We start from the raw sequence: 18,161 nt of genomic DNA on the forward strand, positions 1-18,161 counted from the left end.
CGTTACCCTCCCCGTGGCGTCAGCGCGCCGTGGCCGGCCGCACCACGTTGAGCACTTCGTGGCAGGCGCCCATGGTGTGGTAGTCGGTCTTGCCGGCCGGGCTCTTCTCGTTGGAGTACTTGCGGTTGTCGGCATCGAGGATGCGATACCACGCGCCGTGCTCGTGATCGACCATGTGCTTCCACGAATACGCCCACAGCCGGTCGTACCATTCCCAATAGCCGGCCTCGCCGGTGCGCTGCGCCAGCAACGCGGCCGCGGCCAGCGACTCGGCCTGTACCCAGAAGTACTTGTCGTCGTCGCACACCCGGCCGTCGGGGTCGAAGCCGTAGTACAGCCCGCCGCGCACCGCATCCCAGCTACGCGCGACCGCGGTGTCGAACAGGTGGCGCGCGGTCGGCAGCAGCCAGTCCGCGTCGACGTGCCGGTCCAGGATCAGCAGCAGCTTGGCCCATTCGGTCTGGTGGCCGGGCTGGAAGCCCCAGGGACGGAACAGGTGCTTGGGATCGTCGCGGTGGTAGTCCCAGTCGACGTTCCAGTCGCGGTCGTAGTGCTCCCACACCAGTCCGTCCGCCTTGGCCGCCTGGCGGCGGGTCATGTGCTCGGCCAGCAGGAGTGCGCGCTCCAGGTAGCGGCGTTCGCCGCTGGCCTCGAATGCGGCCAGCATCGCCTCGCACATGTGCATGTTGGCGTTCTGGCCGCGGTAGCCGCTGAAGTTCCAGTCCGCGTCCGCTTCGTCCTTGTACAGGCCGTGCTCCGGCTCCCAGAAGCGCCGCTCCAGCAGTTCCCAGGTCTCGTCCATCCAGCCGCGCGCCTCGGCGATGCCGGCCTTCAATCCGCACGAGTACGCCAGCAGCACGAACGCCACGCCGTAGCAGTGGTTCGTGCCGTCCTCGACACGGCCATCGCGCAGCGTCCATGCGTAGCCGCCGCTGGCGGGGTTGCGATGCGCCTCGCGCAGGTAGCGCAGGCCGTGCTTGACCGCCTCCAGGTACTCCGGGTTGCCGAACTCGCGGAACGCCATCGCGTAGTTGAAGACGAAGCGCGTGCTGCTGACCAGGTGGCGATGGCCGGCGTCGTAGACGCGGCCGTCGTCGAGGAAGTAATGGAAGAAGCCGCCCTGCGGATCGATCGCGCGCGGATGGTAGAACGCCATCGTGGCGGCGATGTGGTCGCGCAGGAACTGCGGCGAGCGGAAGTCGGGCATGGAGGCATCAGGCTGAATGTTCATATCGCTCCTGCAACAGGTTCTGGACTTCGGTCAGCGTCGGCATCGCCGCGAACGCGCCCTTGCGGGTCACCGCCAGCGCGCCGACCGCCGCGCCGAAGCCGATCGCGTCGGCCACCGCGTCGGGCTGCGCCGCGAAGCCGGCGAAGGCATCGCCGTCCCCGCCGCGCGCGGCGATGCGGAACAACAGCCCGCCGACGAAGGCGTCGCCGGCGGCGGTGGTGTCCAGCGCCGATACGCGGAAGCTGTCGATGCGCCCGCCTCCGCCCCCGCGCAGGTGCCAGTGGATCGGCGCGGCCCCGTCGGTGACCACCAGCAGCCGCGCGCGGCCCTGCCACAGGCGTTCCAGCACCGCCGCCTCGCCGCCCAGCGGCGCCGCCAGGTAGTCCAGTTCCTCGCGCGAGAGCTTGACCAGCTCGGCCTGCGCCAGCGCCTGCCACAGCCGCGGCGACGGGTCCTCGTGGTGCGGCCACAGCGCCGGCCGCAGGTTGAGGTCGATGCTGACCAGCGCTCCGGCAGCGTGCGCGCGGCGCATGCCCTCGTAGGTGGCCGCGGCGATCTCCGCCTCGGTCAGGCTGTTGGAGCAGACGTGGAAGGTGCCGGTGCCGTCGAAGCAGGCCGGCCGGAAATGTTCGCCGCGGAACAGCAGGTCGGCCGCCGGCGGCCGGTAGAAGCTGAAGCTGCGCTCGCCGTGCGCGTCCAGCGCGACGAACGCCAGCGCGGTCTTGGCCGCGTCGGTGCGGACGATGCAGTCGGTGGCCACCCCGGCCGCGGCCAGGCTGTCGAACAGGAAATCGCCGAACATGTCCTGCCCCAGCATGCCGGCGAAATGGACGTCGGCGCCCAGCCGCGCCGCCGCCACCGCGACATTGGCCGGCGCGCCGCCGGCGTACTGCAGGAACGAGCGCGGCACCTCGGGCGAGGCCGGCGCCTGCGCCAGCAGATCGATCAGGGCTTCGCCGAAACAGACGATCTTGCGCATCGACGGCCTCATCCCTTCCGCTCCGCCAGATGCGCCGGCAGCCGCGAACCGGAGCAGCCGTACCAGACGATGTAGCCGTAGCACAGCACCGGCAGCAGGAACGACAGCTGCACGCCGATGCGGTCGGCCAGCACGCCCTGCAGCAGCGGCACGATGGCACCGCCGACGATGGCCATCACCAGCAGGCTGGAGGCCTTCTCGGTCATCGGTCCCAGCCGTTCGATGCCCAGGGTGAAGATGGTCGGGAACATGATCGAGTTGAACAGGCCGATGGCGATCACGCTCCACATCGCCAGCGGACCCTGGCTGGACACGGTGACCAGCAGCAGCGCCGCGGCCACCGCCGCATACAGCGCCAGCATCCGCCGCGCGTCGAACCTGACCAGCAGCGCCGAGCCGATGAAGCGGCCGACCATCGCCCCGCCCCAGTACAGCGACAGGTAGCCGGCGGCGCTCGCCTCGGACAGGTTGCCGATGTGCGGCTCGGCCAGGTAGTTGATCAGGAAGCTGCCGATCGCCACTTCCGCCCCCACGTACAGGAAGATCGCCAGCACGCCCCAGCGCACGTGGCGCAGGCCCAGCACCTCGCCGAAACCGTGCCGGCGCGTGTCGGCCTGCTCGGTGGCCTCGACCAGCGGCGGCAGCCGGAACAGCCACACCATCAGCGCCAGCGCGAACAGGGTCAATGCCAACCCCAGGTACGGCAGCTGCACCGCCTGCGACTTGGCCTGCAGGTAGATTTCCTTCTGCTCCGGCGCCAGTGCCGCCAGCTGTTCGGCGCCCAGCACCGCGGCCGACAGGATCAGCATGCCGCCGATCCACGGCCCCACGGTATGCCCCAGCGAGTTCAGCGCCTGCGCCAGGTTGAGCCGGCTGGCCGCGGTCTGCGGTGCGCCGAGCAGGCTGACGTAGGGATTGGCCGAGACCTGCAACAGCGTGATGCCGCTGGCCAGCACGAACAGCGCGCCCAGGAACAGGTTGTAGGAACGCACCTGCGCCGCCGGCAGGAACAGCAGCGCGCCGACGCCGGCCACCAGCAGGCCGATCACGATGCCGTGCTTGTAGCCGACCTTGGCCACCACCCGCCCGGCCGGCAGCGACATCACGAAGTACGCGCCGAAGAAGGTGAACTGGATCAGCATCGTGCGCGTGTAGTTCAGCTCGAACAGCGCTTTCAGGTGCGGGATCAGCACGTCGTTGAGGCTGGTCAGGAAGCCCCACATGAAGAAGATCGCGGTGGCGACCGTCAGGGCGACCTGGGTGCGGACCACGCGGGGGGCGGTCGAGGCGGTAGTGTTCATCGGGCGATGGGAACCGGAAGAAGGAAGGGAATCGTGGAGAGCGCCGCCCGGGAACGTCGTTCCGGCGAAGGCGGAAACCCGCTGCGTTCGGTCATGCGGGTCATCGCAGCGGCGCCCCGCTGCTTTCGCGCACCTGCAGCCGCACCGGTGCGATGGTCCGGGCGGGAGCCGCGCCGGGGTCGTCGAGCCGCTGCAGTACCAGTTGGGCCGCCTGGCGCCCGCGCTCGCGCGGATCGGCCACCAGCGTGGTCAGCGGCGGCGTGGTGACCGCGGCTTCGGGGATGTCGTCGAAACCGGTCACCGCGAAGCCCTTGCCGGGCTGGATGCCGCGCGACATCAGCCCCAGCATCAGGCCCAGCGCGACGGTGTCGTTGTAGCAGACCGCCGCGGTGGGCGGCACCGCGTCGCCGAACAGTTCGCCGGTGCGCGCGGCGGCCTCCAGCCGGTTCGGCGCCGACTCGACCAGCCATCGTTGCTCCACCGCCAGCCCCGCGTCCGCCATCGCCCGTGCGTAGCCGGCGCGACGCTGGCGGCACGAGCTGGAATCGGCATGGCCGCCGTAGAACGCGATGCGGCGGTGCCCCAGCCCGATCAGGTGCTCGGTGGCCAGCTGCGCGCCGCGCTGGTTGTCCATCCCGAGGAAATCCCAGTCGTCGGTGCCGGCCAGTTCGCGGTTGAACAGCAGCACGTTGGCGCGCGGGTCCAGCACCTTGTGCAGTTCGGCCGCATCGCTGCCCTCGGCCGGCGACAGGATCATGCCCGCCGGGGTGTGCTCCATCAGCGAGGCCAGCACCGCCTGCTGCCGCTGCGGCGACTCGCCGGTGCTGCCGAGCAGGGTCACGTAGCCCTTGTCGCCCAGCGCCTCGTCGACCCCGGCGGCGAACTCGGCGAAGAACGGGTTGGCCAGGTCGTTGATCACCAGCGCCACGCTGGAGGAGGTGCGCCGGCGCAGGTTGGCCGCGCCGCGGTTGTAGACGTAGCGCTGGCGCTTGAGTTCGGCCTCGACCCGGGCGCGCGTGTCCGCATGCACCAGCGGGCTGCCGCGCAGCACCAGCGACACGGTCGCGCGCGAGACGCCGATGGCGTTGGCGATGTCGGTAACGGTGACCACGCGCTGGCCGTCGCGCTTGCGTTCCGGCGCGGCCGCCTGGTCCTTGGTTTTGGCCTTGTCTTCGGCCCTGCTCCCGGGCTTGGCCGGTGCCGGCGACCCGGGCTTGGCCTTGCGCGCGGAAGGCGCGCTGGAAGGACGCTTCTGGCTCATGTGGATCGATCCATTCCGATGGAGGCCGCCAGCCTAAACGATCGCATCGGGGCCCAAGCCATTGGCGAGCGACGGATCATTGCCCGCCCCACGACAGCTGCGCCGCGCCGGCCGCGCACGGCGCTGCCGGCAGGTCGCGCGGCAGCGTGCCCCAGCCCTGCTGCGGCGGCGTGTCGGTCAGGTCGAAGCGCAACGTGCCGCCCTGCCGCAGGCGCTCCCAGTCCAGCCACACCGCCGCGTGCGGCTGGCCCTGCAGCGACACGCCGCGCACGTACTGCACCCTGTCGCCGCTGGCCTGCGGCGCCTCGATGCGCAGCGAGCGGCCATTGCCCAGGTCCACGTCGACGCGGGCGAAGCGCGGCGCGTGCAGCAGGAACTGGCCGGTGCCGGGCACCGCCGGGTACAGCCCCATGGCGCTGAACAGATACCAGGCCGACATCGTGCCGAGGTCGTCGTTGCCGGTGACGCCGTTGGGCGCGTTGGTGAACAGGTGCTGTGCCGCGCGCAGCACGGTGGCGGTCTTCCACGGCTGGCCGATCAGCGTGTACATCCACGGCGCGTGCAGGTCCGGCTCGTTGTTGGGGTTGTAGCGGAACTGGTTGTAGTAGCTGTACGGCCCCACCACCCATTCCTTGCGCGCGGCATTGGCCGGATCGGCGACCAGCGCGTCGTAGGCGAAGAAGGCATCCAGCCGGCGCGCGGCTTCGTCGCGCCCGTGCATCGCCTCCACCAGCCCCGGCACGTCCTGCTGTGCCAGCCACTGGTACTGCCAGGCGGTGCCTTCGTGGAAGCCGTGGTGCGAGCGCGGGCTGTAGCGGCCGTCGGCCGGTGCGTACCACTGGCCGTCCCCGGTGCGTGGGCGCGGGAAGCCGCTGAAGCCGGCTTCTTCGTCGCGCACGTCGGCATCCCACAGCGTGCGCCAGTTGCGGCCGCGCCGGTTCAGCACGGCGGCATCGTCGCCATGGCCCAGCGCGCCGGCCATCAGCGACAGCGAACAGTCGGCCAGCGCGTATTCCAGCGTGGCCGAGCCGCCGTGATGCGGGTCCACGTCCATGCCCTTGGACGGGAACGCGCGGTCGTACTGCACGAAACCGTGCTGCAGGTAGTTCGGGTTGCCGGAGCGGCCGGCATGGCGCGAGTTCAGCGGCGGCACGTCGAAGGCGTTCTCGCGCAGCGCGGCGTAGGCTTCGGCCTCGCGCCCGGCCAGCGCGCCGAAACGCCACAGGTCGACCAGGAACGGCGTCACCGGGTCGCCGGTCATGATGTTGGTCTCGAAACTGGCATAGCCCCAGCGCGGCAGCCAGCCGCCCTGCTCGCGGATCGCCAGCAGCGAGCGCGCGATGTCGGCGGCGCGCTGCGGCCGCAGCAGCGCGAGCAGCTGGTTCTGCGAGCGATAGGTGTCCCACAGCGAGAAGTACTCGTAGTAGGTCCAGTCCTCGGCGCGGTGGATGCGGTCGTCGTAGCCGCGGTAGCGGCCGTCGGCGTCGCTGCCGGTCAGCGGCTGCAGCAGCGCGTGGTACAGCGCGGTGTAGAACACGGTGCGATCGTCGGCGCTGCCGCCCTGCACGCGTACGCTGGCCAGTTCGCCGTCCCACGCCGCCTGCGCGCGCTTGCGCATGGCGTCGAAACCGAGCAGGCGGCCGCCCTGCATGCCTTCGCTGCGCAGGTTGTTGCGCGCGCCCTCGGCATCGACGTGCGAGATCGCCGAGATCGCGGTGACCGAGCGGTCCTTGCCCAGGTCGAAGCTCAGCCAGGCGCCGTTGGGCTTGGCCTCGCCCTCCATGCTGTGGCGCGCGCCGGCGATGCCGCCGCCTTCGCCCCAGGTGCCGAACGCCTTGAACGGGCGGTCGAACTCGATGCGGAACCAGGTGGTGTACTGGTGGCCGCCGCAGAAGCTCTTGGTGACCAGCTTGCCCTCCACCGCGCGGTCGCCGACCACGTCGACGACGCTGCCGGTGACCGAATGGCGCTCGTTGGCCTGGCCCACGTTGACCAGCACATGGCCCTCGCTGGCGGCGGAAAAGGTATAGCGCTCGGCCGCGGCACGGGTCAGCGCGGTGGCCTCGGCGTCGATGCCGCCGTAGTCGGTCAGCCGCACCCTGTAGTAGCCGGCCTGGCCGACTTCGCCTTCGTGCCGGTAGCGCGAGCCGTAGCGCTTGTGGTCGAAGGCCTTGGCATCGGCGGTATCGAAATCGCCGCCGGGGCCGATGCGGCCGGTTACCGGCAGCACCGAGACCTGCCCGCCCTGCTCCCAGCAGCCGGCGCCGGACACGAAGGAATGACCGAAGCCGCGGATCTGCGGATCGTCGTAGCGCCAGCCCGAATAATGCGAACCGATCGGGCTGACCTGGATCAGGCCGAACGGCGCCGACGCGCCGGGGAAGGTGTTGCCGTCGTCCTTGCTGCCGATGAAGGTGTTGACCTCCGCGGCAAGCGCGGGCGCGGCGGCCTGCGCCAGCGGCGCGAACGACAGCGCCAGCAGGCAGGCCAGGCCCGCCAGCGGACGGCGGACGGAATCGAGGGCGTTGGCGGACGGCATTCGGCTCATGCGATGGATCCTGTGGGTCGATGTCGGTATGGCGCAGGGGGGTGGTCGGAACCGGGCCGTTGGTGCTCCGCCCCTTCCCCGGCGGGCACGCCCTTCCGTGTTCCAGATCCGCGTCCGGGTGGATTTAGATCGATTCAAGTAGAGCACGGGATTTTTCGCAGATGCATTCTGCAGTGCAGCATTTCCGTGCCGCCGCAACGCCCGCCCCCCTTCGGCGGGCCTGCACGTTTGCGATGACGGGCGGCTTGCACAGGCTCCCGCCCCCTGCGCGTGGCGCCGCGGATGCGGCATCGCCCGGCTCAGGCTTCGACGCCCGCGCCACCCTGTCCATATTGCGCAGCAGCATGCGTGGCTTGCCGGGGCGTGCTAAAAACTCCGCGCCAATCGTTTGGATCGATCCAACCCGGAGTGGTCACGGTTGTCGGAAGCGGGAGTTGCCGGCTCGCCACGCGATGTACGAGGCGCGCAAAGATGCCTCGGTGGCCGAGGCGAGCGAGGCGGATCGGCCTCGATTGTTTAGATCGATTCAATTTTCCGGGTCAGCTACTGATTCAATCCAGGATGAGGGAGAGTGGAATGAAACAGATGTCACGCATGCGCGGTCGCGACACATTGTCGGCGGCCATCGCGATCGCGTTGGCCGCCGCGATGGCGCCGTCCAGCGTTCTTGCGCAGCAGGCCAGCACGCCGGCGGCGTCGCCCGATGCCACCACGCTGGACAGCATCACCGTCACCGGCTATCGCTACGCCATCGAGAAGAGCCTGCAGCAGAAGCGCGACGCCAACGCGGTGGTGGAAGTGATCACCGCCGAGGACGTCGGCAAGTTCCCCGACAAGAACGTGGCCGACGCGCTGCAGCGCGTGCCGGGCGTGATCATCAGCCGCAGCGGTGGCGAGGGCAAGAACGTCAGCGTGCGCGGCCTGGCCTCGGACCTCACCCTGACCCAGTTGAACGGCAACTACATCGCCTCCTCGGAAACCAACAACGAGGCCTCGCGCTCGTTCAACTACGTGCTGATGCCGTCGAACATGCTGTCCAGCGCCGAGCTGTACAAGACGCCGGAAGCGCGCATCGACGAAGGCGGCATCGGCGGCACGGTGATCCTGCGCACGCGCCGGCCGCTGGACATGGAGGCCAACTCCGGCTTCGCCTCGGTCGAATACACCAGCTCGGACACCAGCAGCGGCGTCGATCCGCAGGCCTCGGCGATGTATTCGTGGCACAGCAAGGACGAACGCTTCGGCCTGCTGGTCGGCGCGACCAAGCAGACGCGCACCAACCGCAGCATGGAGGTGAGCACCGAGGACTGGCAGTGGTACAGCGATCGCGTCGATGCCAACGGCAACATCATCGACGATTTCGTCTGGAACGTCCCCGGCACGACCCGCCATCCGCCGGTCGACGTCAACGGCAATCCGCTGCCGGACGCCTCGCGGTTCTGGGGCGCTTCGGGCATCTACGACCAGAACGGCGGGCATTATTCCGGCTTCTTCATGCCCACCTCGGTCAACTTCGCGGTGCGCGACGAGAAGCGCGAGCGCACCGGCGGCCAGCTGACGTTCCAGTTCAAGCCGGTCGACAACGTGACGATGACCGCCAACTACTTCCGTTTCGAACTGCAGGGCAACTACACCCAGAACATGCTCAAGGTGCCGGAGTGGAACCTGGCGCGGGTGGCCGGCGACGGCAACTGGGCCGGCGGCCGCCTGCTCAACGGCTTCAACTTCGATCCCAGCGGCACCATCGTCACCGGTGCCGAGTACGAGATGCTGGCCGGCAAGGCCTACTACTGCAGCGAGGACGAAGCCGCGGCGGCCGGCATGGCGCCGGGCGGCTGGGGCCCGGACGACTGCACCATCCCCACCCCGCAGCTCACCGGTACCTACAGCCGCGAAAAGACGCTGTCGCAGACCGGCGACCTGAGCATCGACTGGGACATCAGCCCGCTGTGGAAGGCCTCGTTCAACGGCGGCCGCACCTGGTCCGAGGGCGGCCCGTCGATGAGCTTCCGCATGTCGGCCAAGCCGCGCCGCCAGGTCGATGGCGCCTGGCAGGCCGGCAACCGCTACACCGCGTGGGACCTGACCGGCACGCCGTCGGTGACGTTCTCGCCGGACCTGCAGGACCAGCTGATGGCCGGCATCGCCGAGATCGACACCGGCTCGACCGATTCGTCGTGGATGCAGACCAGCGTCAGGCAGAACCACTTCCAGGCCGACATCACCAAGCTGTTCGAGGCCGGCTGGCTCGACTCCATCCAGTTCGGCGCCAAGTACAGCGACAGCAGCATCCATCGCAACACCGGCAATACCTACTGGGTGTGCCAGGGCGCCGACCCGGGCGACTACAGCAAGCGCTACCAGGCCGGGTGCGATTCCACCGCCGGCATCGCGCAGCCGGGCTTCTTCCTGTCCCGGCCGCTCGGCGACATCGCCGGCGGGTTCGATGCCAACGTGTTTCCCGGCATCAACTACCCGGCCTACATCGAGTACCTGAACGAACGCTACGGCAGCATGCAGAACCGCCGCGAGGACGACTTCGTCTACAACGTCGGCGAGAAGGTGCAGTCCGGCTACTTCCAGGCCAACTTCCGCACCGAGCGCATGCGCGGCAACGTCGGCCTGCGCGTGGCCCGTACCCGCCAGCATGCCGAGTCGAGCGACGCGGTCGAGCGCTTCAACGACTACTTCGCCGACAACAGCAGCGGCTCGCCGATGGCCTGCACCGACCCGGCCGCCGCCGCGCTGCTGGGTTCCAACAGCGGCTACAGCTGCGAAAGCGGCTTCGTGCGGTTGCCGGACGCACTGGCCCGCGAGAAGAGCTACGAGCTGGCTTCGCTGGACAAGACCTACACGGACATCCTGCCCAGCTTCAACATCGCCTGGGACATCACCGGCGACCTGGTGCTGCGCGGTGCCGCGTCCAAGGTCATCGCCCGCCCCAGCTACACCAGCATCGCCTACCCCGGCGGCCTGAACTACTACAGCGACGAGTACAGCGACGACCGCCGCGTCGCCGGCGGCGCGCCCAACCCCGGCTGGTACGGTTCGGGCAGCAACAAGGGCCTGCAGCCGTTCGAGGCCATCCAGTACGACCTCAGCCTGGAGTGGTACTTCAAGCCGGGTGCGGTGGCCGGCGCGGGCGTGTTCCGCAAGGACGTGAAGAACTTCACCGTGCCGGTGGTGCGCGACCAGCAGATGGTGGTCGGCGGACAGTCGGTGACGGTGCAGGACTACTCCACCCAGGCCAACGGCCGCGACGGCGTGTCGCAGGGCGTGGAGGTCTATGGCCAGTACACCTTCGACTTCGGGCTGGGCTTCCAGGCCAACTACACCTGGAACGACACCAACCTGGCGTCGGTCGAGATCGACGGCGAACGGATCGGCTCCTCGCCTCTGGTCGGCAGCGCCAAGAACCAGGCCAACTTCACCGTGTTCTACGAAGCCGCCCGGTTCATGGCGCGCGCCTCGTACAACCGCCGCGGCGAAGTGGTGGGCGGCCTGAACAACGGCTTCACCATCTACACCGAACCCTACGACCAGCTGGACCTCAACGCGGCCTTCAACATCCGCGACGACCTGACGCTGAGCGCCTCGGTATTGAACGCCACCAAGTCGGAGCAGCGCGCCCACCTGGGCAACGACACCAAGGCCCGTTTCTATTCGAATTCCTATTCCGGCCGCCAGCTGTACCTCGGCCTGACCTGGAACTTCTGACCCGCGTCCCACCGGACGACCCGACGGCAGTCGCGCTGGTACAGGCGGCTGCCGTTTTTTTGGGGACCCTGTTCCGAGGCGCGCTTCCGGAGGGCTCGACGCCGCTCGAAAAGGTCGCGACTGACGTCGCTCCTACAACGCCTCCCCGCTCCTTGTAGGAGCGACGTCAGTCGCGACCGCCGGGGCATGGTCCGTCCCCCGGTGAATCCCAATCCCCGTGGGAACTGTTGGAGCGGACGATAGCGTTCTGACAGAACCGCATCGAGCGACACGGTCTCCCGTGCCCTTCAGTCCACGCGGTCCAGCGCCTGCCGCAGCGCCGCCACGATAGCGGCATCGGACTGGCTCCAGTCCGGCTGCAGTCCCGCCAATGCCGGATTGCGATGGCGCATCGCCGAACGCCGCAGCGCCTTGGCCGAGGCATGCAGTTCGCGGCAACCGCTGCGGACGGCGAGCGTGGCGATGTTGCCCGGCTCCAGTCCGGCACCGGCCATCATCGCGATCCGGCCTCCCGCCTGCGCGACCAGTGCGGCCAGCGTGTCGGCACCGGCGGACGCGGCGGCCTGTCCGCCGGAACTGAGGATGCGCTCGCAGCCCAGCGCCACCACCTGCTCCAGCGCGGCCGGCAGTTCGCGGGCGGCATCGAAGGCGCGATGGAAGGTCGTCCCTAACGGACCCGCCGCGGCGACCAGTTGCCGGCACAGCGCCATGTCCACCGCGCCGTCGGCATCCAGCGCGCCGATCACCACGCCGTCGCAGCCCAGGCGGACGCACAGCTCGATGTCGCGCAGCATGACCTCGGTCTCGGCCGGGCCGTACAGGAAATCGCCCGGGCGCGGCCGGATCAGCACGTACAGCGGGATCCGCAGCCGCTCCCGCGCCAGCGCCAGGGTGCCGTAGGACGGCGTGGTGCCGCCCTCCCCCAGGTTCCCGCACAGCTCCACCCGGTCCGCGCCGCCCTCCTGCGCGGCCAATGCCGAGGCCAGCGAGTTGGCGGCGATCTCCAGCAGCGGCCGGCCCGGGGAGCGATCCGTGCTCACGTCTGCGTGCTGGCGTAGACGGAGCCCGATTCGTGCAGCGCGTCCTGTCGCTGCGCATCGCACACCGCATAGACGAAACCGCGATGCAGCGCGAACGCGCCCACCTCGCCGTGCCGGTTCAACGCCAGGAAGCACACCTGCAGCGACTTGCTGGCTTCCGGCCGCTTGCGCACCACACGGTCGATCGCCTCGCGGCAGGCGTCTTCGGGCGAGCGTCCCTGCCGCATCAGTTCCACCACCAGGAAGCTGGCGGCGTTGCGGATCATCTCCTCGCCCACGCCCGAGGCGGTGGCCGCGCCCACGTCGTTGTCCACGTACAGGCCGGCGCCGATGATCGGGCTGTCGCCGACCCGGCCGTGCATCTTCCAGGCCATGCCGCTGGTGGTGCAGGCACCGGCCAGCTTGCCGTCGCGGCCGATGGCCAGCAGCCCCAGGGTGTCGTGGTTCTCCGCGTTGCCCGGCAGCTGGCGGCGTTCGGCATTGATCTGCGGCCGGTACTCGGCGGTTTCCCGCCATTCGCGCCAGGCCTGCTCCGCCTGCGCGGTCAGCAGGCGGCGCTTGCGGAAGCCCTGCTGCAGCGCGAACTGCTGCGCGCCGGCGCCGACCAGCATCACGTGCGGCGTCTCTTCCATCACCTTGCGCGCCACCGAGATTGGATGCTCGATGTCCTCCAGCGCGGCGACCGAACCGCAGCGGCCGTCGCCGTCCATGATGCTGGCGTCCAGCGTCAACACGCCGTCGCGGTCGGGATTGCCGCAGCGGCCGACCGTCGGGTTGCACAGCTCGCCTTCGGCCCAGCGGGCGCCGGCCTCCACCGCATCCAGCGCGGAGGCACCGTCCTCCAGTACCTTCCACGCGGCCTGGTTGGCCTGCACGCCGAAGTCCCAGGTGGACACCACGCGCGCGCCGGAAGCAACGGCCTGGCCGGCCAGCGCACGCGATGCCGGCAGCGCCGTGGCGCCGGCCAACAGCATCGAGGCCTGCAGGAATCGTCTGCGTGAACTCATCGGTGTTCCCTCTTGCGGATCAGGGCAGACAAGGAAGGCTTCCGGTCTGGAGCGGTGGCAATCCCAACGCTTCATGGCGCCAGACCAGTTCGGGATAGGGCGAGCGGGACGAGCCGGCACTGCCGCTCACCCGCCCGAACAGCACGCAGGCGCGCCGCAGGCGGACGATCGACCAATCCGCCTTGGTCTCGAAGGGTCGTGGAACGCGCCCTCCGCGGGAGTCGCCAGTTCCTGCCATTTCGCGGACACGAATGTCCTGGCCTTTGCAGCGTGTCCGCGCTGTCGTATTCGGCCCTGAACCGGCCCGAGTCCAGCCTCGGATCGCGTACGTGCAGGAAGAACTGGGCCAGGCTTTCCTGCGGTTCCAGTTCGCGGTCGATGGCGTCCAGGATGCCGCGGATGTCGTCGCGCGATGCCGCGCCACTGCCGCCGGGCGCGGCCCGCATCGCCGACAGGACGCGCGTGTCCGGCGCCAGGAAGAGATGGGGCGAGCGGAACAGCAGCGCCTCGCGATATCGTCCGTGCCACATGGATTGTCCGTGCCACATGATGGGAGCGGGGCCTTCGGCGGGGACATAGCCGGCCTCGCTCCACCTCCGCTGGAACGCGGCGTCGTCGGCGTCCTGCAACTGGAGGATGGCCGGAAACAGCGGCGAATGGTCCGGATTGGTCAGGGTGGCCAGCCGCTGGATCTGCCCAGCCGCGACGCCTACGCTCTCGTAGGGACTGCCGACGCCCTCTTCCCCGGCAGGCAGATCCGGCAGCCACGCGTGCCAGGCCAGCTGCCGCGCATGCCAGGCCAACTGCTCCGGGCCGATGCCCCGGGCGGACAGCAGCGCCGCGTCCACGTAGTCCACTACGGCGTACTGCAGCGACCTGCCGTTGTCGTCCACCAGCGGCAGGTGGTCGATGACGGTGCGGATCTCCGCGGTGGGCCGGCCCGCTTCGCTGCCCTGGGCGCAGACGGGCAATACCAAGGCGATGGCGAGCAAGGCTGCGGCGATTCTTGCGGCCATGGGCTTCCTTGCGTTGGTGTGGAGTCGATCGGGGGCTGCCTTTTTTGCCGGCTTGCCGTTCCCGGATGTGGCGACCGGACCGCAGTGGCCGCGCGCGGCGGCACCGTCCAGCGGCATCGCAGCCGGCGGGAACCGCCTGCACGGACTCATCGGCATTCCCCGTGCCCGGTATCCGTCGCTTCCGCGTTCGACCGTCCTTCCGCATGCCAGGCGGCTGCCCCCAGCACGCCCAGCTGGCCGTGATCGACGCGCCATACCGGCACCTGGCGCAGCGCCTGCGACAACGCGCCCTTGGCCAGGTAGCGCTGCAGGAAATGGCCGTCGTGCAGCTGTCCGGCGATGTGGCCGGTGATGCCGCCGGTCAGGTACACGGCCTTGGCGCCGAAGGCGATGGCCAGGTCGCCGACCAGGCTGCCCAGCCAGCCGCAGAACACGTGGATGCTCTCCGCGGCCAGGGCATCGCCGCCCTGGCGGGCGGCTTCGATCAGTTCGGCCGGGCTGCGCCAGCACGGCGTCGTTCCGCGCAGCTCGCACAGGCAGTCGTAAAGGTTCACCAGGCCCGGACCGGAAAGCACGCGTTCGTTGTCCACGTGCGCATGCCGCCGCATCAGCAGCCGCAGGATGTCCAGTTCCAGCGCGTTGCCCGGCGCCAGCGCCGAATGCCCGACCTCGCTGGGCAGGACCGGGCGCGGCCCGCCTTCCAGCCGCAGTGCCGCGCCCAGGCCGGTACCGGGCCCGAGGACCAGCGCCGGCCAGCGATGCACGTGCGGACCGTCGCCGGCCAGGCGGCTCATCGTGCCCGGGTCCGCATGCGGGATCGCATGCGCCACCGCGGCGAAGTCGTTGATCAGTTCCAGCGCGTCGAGGCCGGCTTCGCGCCGGGTCGCCTCGACCGATACCGGCCATGCGAGGTTGGTGTTGAGCAGGCGGTCGCCTTCCAGCAGCCCGGCGATCGCGACCACCGCGCTTTTCGCGGGCGGGACGGCCGGGTCGGCCGCCAGCGCGGCGGCGTACCCGCGCAGGATCGCGGCCAGGCTCGGATGGTCGGCGCAGGCGTAGCGGCGGAAATCGCGTATCGCCGGAGGCGTCCCCGGCTGCAGGGGCGTCCACGCCAGGCGGGCATAGGTGCCGCCGACGTCGGCGACGATGACCGCGCGACCCGTCGCGGGAGCGGTCGGCGGGCCGGCCGGACAGGGGGCCGTTCCGGCCATCGGATCGTTCATCGCCCTGCCCGCCTTGCCCGCATGTGTTCGAATCGCCCCAAGCATCGGGCCGGCATCATGCGGCATCGAACGCGGCTTTGGAAAGCGGCGGCATCCCGCTTCTTCAAGCCGGCACCTGCCGCGGACGGCATGGACGCCAGCCCATCGCGCTCATCGGACAGCGAACCGGCCGGGTAGTCATCGTTTCCCCGCGCTGCCGGGGCATGAACAACGGCGCGGCTTCCGCCGAGAACATGGAGAACAACACTCACCGCCATCGCTCGACGCGCCTAGCGCATGGTCTCGGCTAGGCGGGCGCCCAGCCAGACCAGCACCATTCCCGCCGCCAGGGTGATGCCCAGGTACACGGGAATCATCGGGCTGCGACCGGTCCTGGCGAACACCAGCGATTCCATCATCAGCGAGGAGAACGTGGTCAGCCCGCCCATCACGCCAACGATCAGGAACGCGCGCCAGTAGATCGCGCTGCTGCCGCGGCCTTCCAGCCAGACCAGCAGGAAGCCGGCGCCGAAGGAGCCGACCAGGTTCACGGCCAGCGTGCCCCACGGGAACCCGGCGCCGAAGCTGCGCAACATGCTGGCGCCCACCAGGAACCGGAGCGTCGCGCCCAGGGCACCGCCGGCCATCACCAGTCCGATCTGCTGCCAGAGGATGCCTGGGCTCATGGAAGGGACCGTCCCGTAGTCGCGGATATGGAATTCGCTGCCATCGTGCGTGGAGGATATCCGTCAGCGGCCCTTCCCGGCCCGCGCCTGCTCGCGCGCGGCACGCAGGCGATCCAGCTTCTCCTTCAACTTGATCTCCATGCCGCGCTCCACCGGGCGGTAGTAGACGCGTTCGCCCATGGCGTCCGGGAAGCCGGTCTGGTCCAGCGCGATGCCGCCCTCGGCATCGTGGTCGTACTGGTAGTCCTTGCCGTAGCCCAGCTCCTTCATCAGCCTGGTCGGCGCGTTGCGCAGGTGCAGCGGCACCTCCTGGGTGCCGGTCTCGCGCACCTCGGCCTTGGCCTGGTTGAACGCGGCATAGCCGGCGTTCGACTTGGCGGTGCTGGCCAGGTACAGCACCAGTTGCGCGAACGCCAGTTCGCCCTCGGGACTGCCCAGCCGCTCGTAGATGTCCCACGCTTCCAACGCCATGGTCTGCGCGCGCGGATCGGCCAGGCCGATGTCCTCGATCGCCATGCGCGTGAGCCGGCGCGCCAGGTAGGCCGGGTCGCAGCCGCCGTCGAGCATGCGCGTCAGCCAGTACAGCGCGGCGTCCGGGTTGGAGCTGCGCACCGACTTGTGCAGCGCCGAGATCTGGTCGTAGAACTGCTCGCCGCCCTTGTCGAAGCGCCGGGTGCGGTCGGCCAGCACCTGCAGCAGGGTCTGCGGGGTGATCCGGCCGCCCTCTCCCGTCGCCAGCTCGGCGGCGATCTCCAGCAGGGTCAGCGCCCGGCGCACGTCGCCGTCGGCGGCGCCGGCGATCTCCTGCAGCGAAGCGTCCTCCACCTCGATGCCCTCGCCGCCCAGCCCGCGTTCGTCGTCCTGCAGGGCGCGCCGCAGCGCCTGCACGATGTCGTCGGCCGAGACCGCCTCCAGCACGTGCACGCGGCAGCGCGACAGCAGCGCCGAGTTCAGCTCGAACGACGGGTTCTCGGTGGTGGCGCCGACGAACAGGATGGTGCCGCGTTCGATATGCGGCAGGAACGCGTCCTGCTGGGCCTTGTTGAAACGGTGCACCTCGTCCACGAACAGCACCGTGCGCCGGCCTTCGACGAAGCGCTGCGCGGCCTCGGCCAGTACCTGGCGCACTTCCGGCAGGCCCGAGAGCACGGCGGAAATGGCGCGGAACTCGGCATCGGCATACTGCGCCAGCAACAGCGCCAGCGTGGTCTTGCCGCAACCCGGCGGCCCCCACAGGATCATCGAATGCACGCGCCCGGACTCGATCGCCCGGCGCAACGCGGTGCCGGGGGCGAGCAGGCGTCGCTGCCCCACCATCTCGTCGACGTTGCGCGGGCGCATGCGCTCGGCGAGCGGGCGCATGCCCTCCCGGTCCACGCTCAGCAGGTCGGGAGTATCGAAGGAGGAGGTTCTGGATCTGGCCACCGCGCCATTCTATCGCGGCGGCCGGCGGCGTCGTGGCGGGATCCGGTCGCGACCACCGGGAGCACCGCCCCCGGTCCCGTCGGAGCGGTCCTCAGCGCTCGCCCACCACGTCCACGTTCTTGTCCGGCACATAGCGGAAGGTATCGGCGGCGAACGCAGGGTTGCGCTTCCAGCCGTTGAAGTCGATCACGGTGCGCTGGCCGACGGCATCGAGCACTTCCATCCGCCCCAGCCCGTCCTTGCCGAAGCCGAGCGCGGCGTACTGGAAGCTGGCCTCGGTGTCGACCTTCGGGGTCAGCGACAGCCAGTGCATGCCGTCGCGCACCGCCGCCTCCTCGCTCACGTCGTACTGGCGGTCGAGCAGGTCCGGGTCGATCAGTGCGGTCAGCGGGCTGTTCTGCTCCTCCTCGCCCTGCGCACGCACGGTGGCCTGCTCCAGGTCCGGCTCGTACACCCACACCTTGCTGCCGTCGGCGACGATCAGCTGCGGATGCGGCTTGATGTATTCCCAGCGGAACAGCCGCGGCGCCGACAGCGCGACCCGGCCGCTGGAGGTTTCCTTGAGCTTGCCGCGCGGGTCGAACACCTGCTGCGAGAACTGGCCGTCCAGCCCCTTCAGGCCGCTGGTGAAGGCCTTCAGTTCGTCGCGGCCGCCGGCATCGGCATGGCCGGACGCAAGGCTGGCGACGGCCAGGGTGGCGGCGATGAGGCTATGGCGAAGGAATGCGGGCATGGTCGTGGTCCGGAG

Annotated in this window: 13 protein-coding genes; 1 reads left to right on the top strand and 12 read right to left on the bottom strand. The window is 69.8% G+C overall.

Annotation, left to right across the window (positions count from 1 at the left end; genetic code table 11):
• Nucleotides 1-19: 19 nt before the first annotated feature.
• From OK345_RS15725 to OK345_RS15745, 5 genes are all read right to left on the bottom strand, one after another.
• Nucleotides 20-1,231: an AGE family epimerase/isomerase gene (locus tag OK345_RS15725; RefSeq protein ID WP_265128959.1), complete on the bottom strand. Its 1,212-nt coding sequence runs from the start codon at nucleotides 1,229-1,231 to the stop codon at nucleotides 20-22.
• Complete coding sequence (locus tag OK345_RS15730) at nucleotides 1,215-2,222, bottom strand: carbohydrate kinase family protein (RefSeq protein WP_507232783.1); 1,008 nt, start codon at nucleotides 2,220-2,222, stop codon at nucleotides 1,215-1,217. Before OK345_RS15730 ends, OK345_RS15725 begins: the two co-directional genes overlap by 17 nt.
• Nucleotides 2,219-3,511: an L-fucose:H+ symporter permease gene (gene fucP, locus OK345_RS15735; RefSeq protein ID WP_265128961.1), complete on the bottom strand. Its 1,293-nt coding sequence runs from the start codon at nucleotides 3,509-3,511 to the stop codon at nucleotides 2,219-2,221. Before fucP ends, OK345_RS15730 begins: the two co-directional genes overlap by 4 nt.
• Nucleotides 3,512-3,611: 100 nt before the next feature.
• Nucleotides 3,612-4,772 carry a LacI family DNA-binding transcriptional regulator gene (locus OK345_RS15740; protein ID WP_265128962.1) on the bottom strand — a complete coding sequence of 387 codons (1,161 nt, stop codon included), beginning with the start codon at nucleotides 4,770-4,772 and terminating at the stop codon, nucleotides 3,612-3,614.
• A 76-nt stretch (nucleotides 4,773-4,848) separates the two neighbouring features.
• Nucleotides 4,849-7,320 (bottom strand): GH92 family glycosyl hydrolase, encoded by a 2,472-nt coding sequence (locus tag OK345_RS15745; protein ID WP_265128963.1) that lies wholly within the window; start codon nucleotides 7,318-7,320, stop codon nucleotides 4,849-4,851.
• A gap of 576 nt (nucleotides 7,321-7,896) precedes the next feature.
• On the opposite strand from OK345_RS15745, the gene OK345_RS15750 reads away from it, so the two are divergent.
• Nucleotides 7,897-11,037, top strand: coding sequence for a TonB-dependent receptor (locus OK345_RS15750; protein WP_265128964.1), 3,141 nt, complete (start codon nucleotides 7,897-7,899; stop codon nucleotides 11,035-11,037).
• Nucleotides 11,038-11,324: 287 nt separating this feature from the next.
• Here the strand turns inward: OK345_RS15750 and OK345_RS15755 are convergent, their stop codons facing one another.
• The 7 genes from OK345_RS15755 to lolA all read right to left on the bottom strand — a co-directional run bounded on the left by OK345_RS15755 (nucleotide 11,325) and on the right by lolA (nucleotide 18,146).
• Nucleotides 11,325-12,077 carry a copper homeostasis protein CutC gene (locus OK345_RS15755; protein ID WP_265128965.1) on the bottom strand — a complete coding sequence of 251 codons (753 nt, stop codon included), beginning with the start codon at nucleotides 12,075-12,077 and terminating at the stop codon, nucleotides 11,325-11,327.
• Nucleotides 12,074-13,084, bottom strand: a complete 1,011-nt coding sequence (locus OK345_RS15760) for a glycosylasparaginase (RefSeq protein WP_265128966.1) — start codon at nucleotides 13,082-13,084, stop codon at nucleotides 12,074-12,076. Before OK345_RS15760 ends, OK345_RS15755 begins: the two co-directional genes overlap by 4 nt.
• Nucleotides 13,085-13,155: 71 nt before the next feature.
• Nucleotides 13,156-14,100: a hypothetical protein gene (locus OK345_RS15765; protein ID WP_265128967.1), complete on the bottom strand. Its 945-nt coding sequence runs from the start codon at nucleotides 14,098-14,100 to the stop codon at nucleotides 13,156-13,158.
• Between the two features lie 146 nt (nucleotides 14,101-14,246).
• Nucleotides 14,247-15,311: a glucokinase gene (locus tag OK345_RS15770; RefSeq protein ID WP_306332103.1), complete on the bottom strand. Its 1,065-nt coding sequence runs from the start codon at nucleotides 15,309-15,311 to the stop codon at nucleotides 14,247-14,249.
• A gap of 281 nt (nucleotides 15,312-15,592) precedes the next feature.
• Nucleotides 15,593-15,988 (bottom strand): fluoride efflux transporter CrcB, encoded by a 396-nt coding sequence (gene crcB / locus OK345_RS15775; RefSeq protein WP_265128969.1) that lies wholly within the window; start codon nucleotides 15,986-15,988, stop codon nucleotides 15,593-15,595.
• A 63-nt stretch (nucleotides 15,989-16,051) separates the two neighbouring features.
• Nucleotides 16,052-17,350, bottom strand: coding sequence for a replication-associated recombination protein A (locus OK345_RS15780; protein WP_425510979.1), 1,299 nt, complete (start codon nucleotides 17,348-17,350; stop codon nucleotides 16,052-16,054).
• A gap of 154 nt (nucleotides 17,351-17,504) precedes the next feature.
• Entirely contained in the window at nucleotides 17,505-18,146 is a 642-nt protein-coding gene (gene lolA / locus OK345_RS15785) for an outer membrane lipoprotein periplasmic chaperone LolA (RefSeq protein ID WP_265128971.1), read from the bottom strand.
• Between the last annotated feature and the right edge of the window lie 15 nt (nucleotides 18,147-18,161).

It is taken from the genome of Xanthomonas chitinilytica (assembly GCF_026107455.2).
Taxonomy (GTDB): domain Bacteria; phylum Pseudomonadota; class Gammaproteobacteria; order Xanthomonadales; family Xanthomonadaceae; genus Stenotrophomonas; species Stenotrophomonas chitinilytica.

Bases quoted from the DNA above. Each gene is read 5' to 3' on its own strand.
- OK345_RS15725 (WP_265128959.1), bottom strand. From the start codon at position 1,231: ATGAACATTCAGCCTGATGCCTCCATGCCCGACTTCCGCTCGCCGCAG.
- OK345_RS15730 (WP_507232783.1), bottom strand. From the start codon at position 2,222: ATGAGGCCGTCGATGCGCAAGATCGTCTGTTTCGGCGAAGCCCTGATC.
- fucP (WP_265128961.1), bottom strand. From the start codon at position 3,511: ATGAACACTACCGCCTCGACCGCCCCCCGCGTGGTCCGCACCCAGGTC.
- OK345_RS15740 (WP_265128962.1), bottom strand. From the start codon at position 4,772: ATGAGCCAGAAGCGTCCTTCCAGCGCGCCTTCCGCGCGCAAGGCCAAG.
- OK345_RS15745 (WP_265128963.1), bottom strand. From the start codon at position 7,320: ATGAGCCGAATGCCGTCCGCCAACGCCCTCGATTCCGTCCGCCGTCCG.
- OK345_RS15750 (WP_265128964.1), top strand. From the start codon at position 7,897: ATGAAACAGATGTCACGCATGCGCGGTCGCGACACATTGTCGGCGGCC.
- OK345_RS15760 (WP_265128966.1), bottom strand. From the start codon at position 13,084: ATGAGTTCACGCAGACGATTCCTGCAGGCCTCGATGCTGTTGGCCGGC.
- OK345_RS15765 (WP_265128967.1), bottom strand. From the start codon at position 14,100: ATGGCCGCAAGAATCGCCGCAGCCTTGCTCGCCATCGCCTTGGTATTG.
- OK345_RS15770 (WP_306332103.1), bottom strand. From the start codon at position 15,311: ATGGCCGGAACGGCCCCCTGTCCGGCCGGCCCGCCGACCGCTCCCGCG.
- crcB (WP_265128969.1), bottom strand. From the start codon at position 15,988: ATGAGCCCAGGCATCCTCTGGCAGCAGATCGGACTGGTGATGGCCGGC.
- OK345_RS15780 (WP_425510979.1), bottom strand. From the start codon at position 17,350: ATGCGCCCGCTCGCCGAGCGCATGCGCCCGCGCAACGTCGACGAGATG.
- lolA (WP_265128971.1), bottom strand. From the start codon at position 18,146: ATGCCCGCATTCCTTCGCCATAGCCTCATCGCCGCCACCCTGGCCGTC.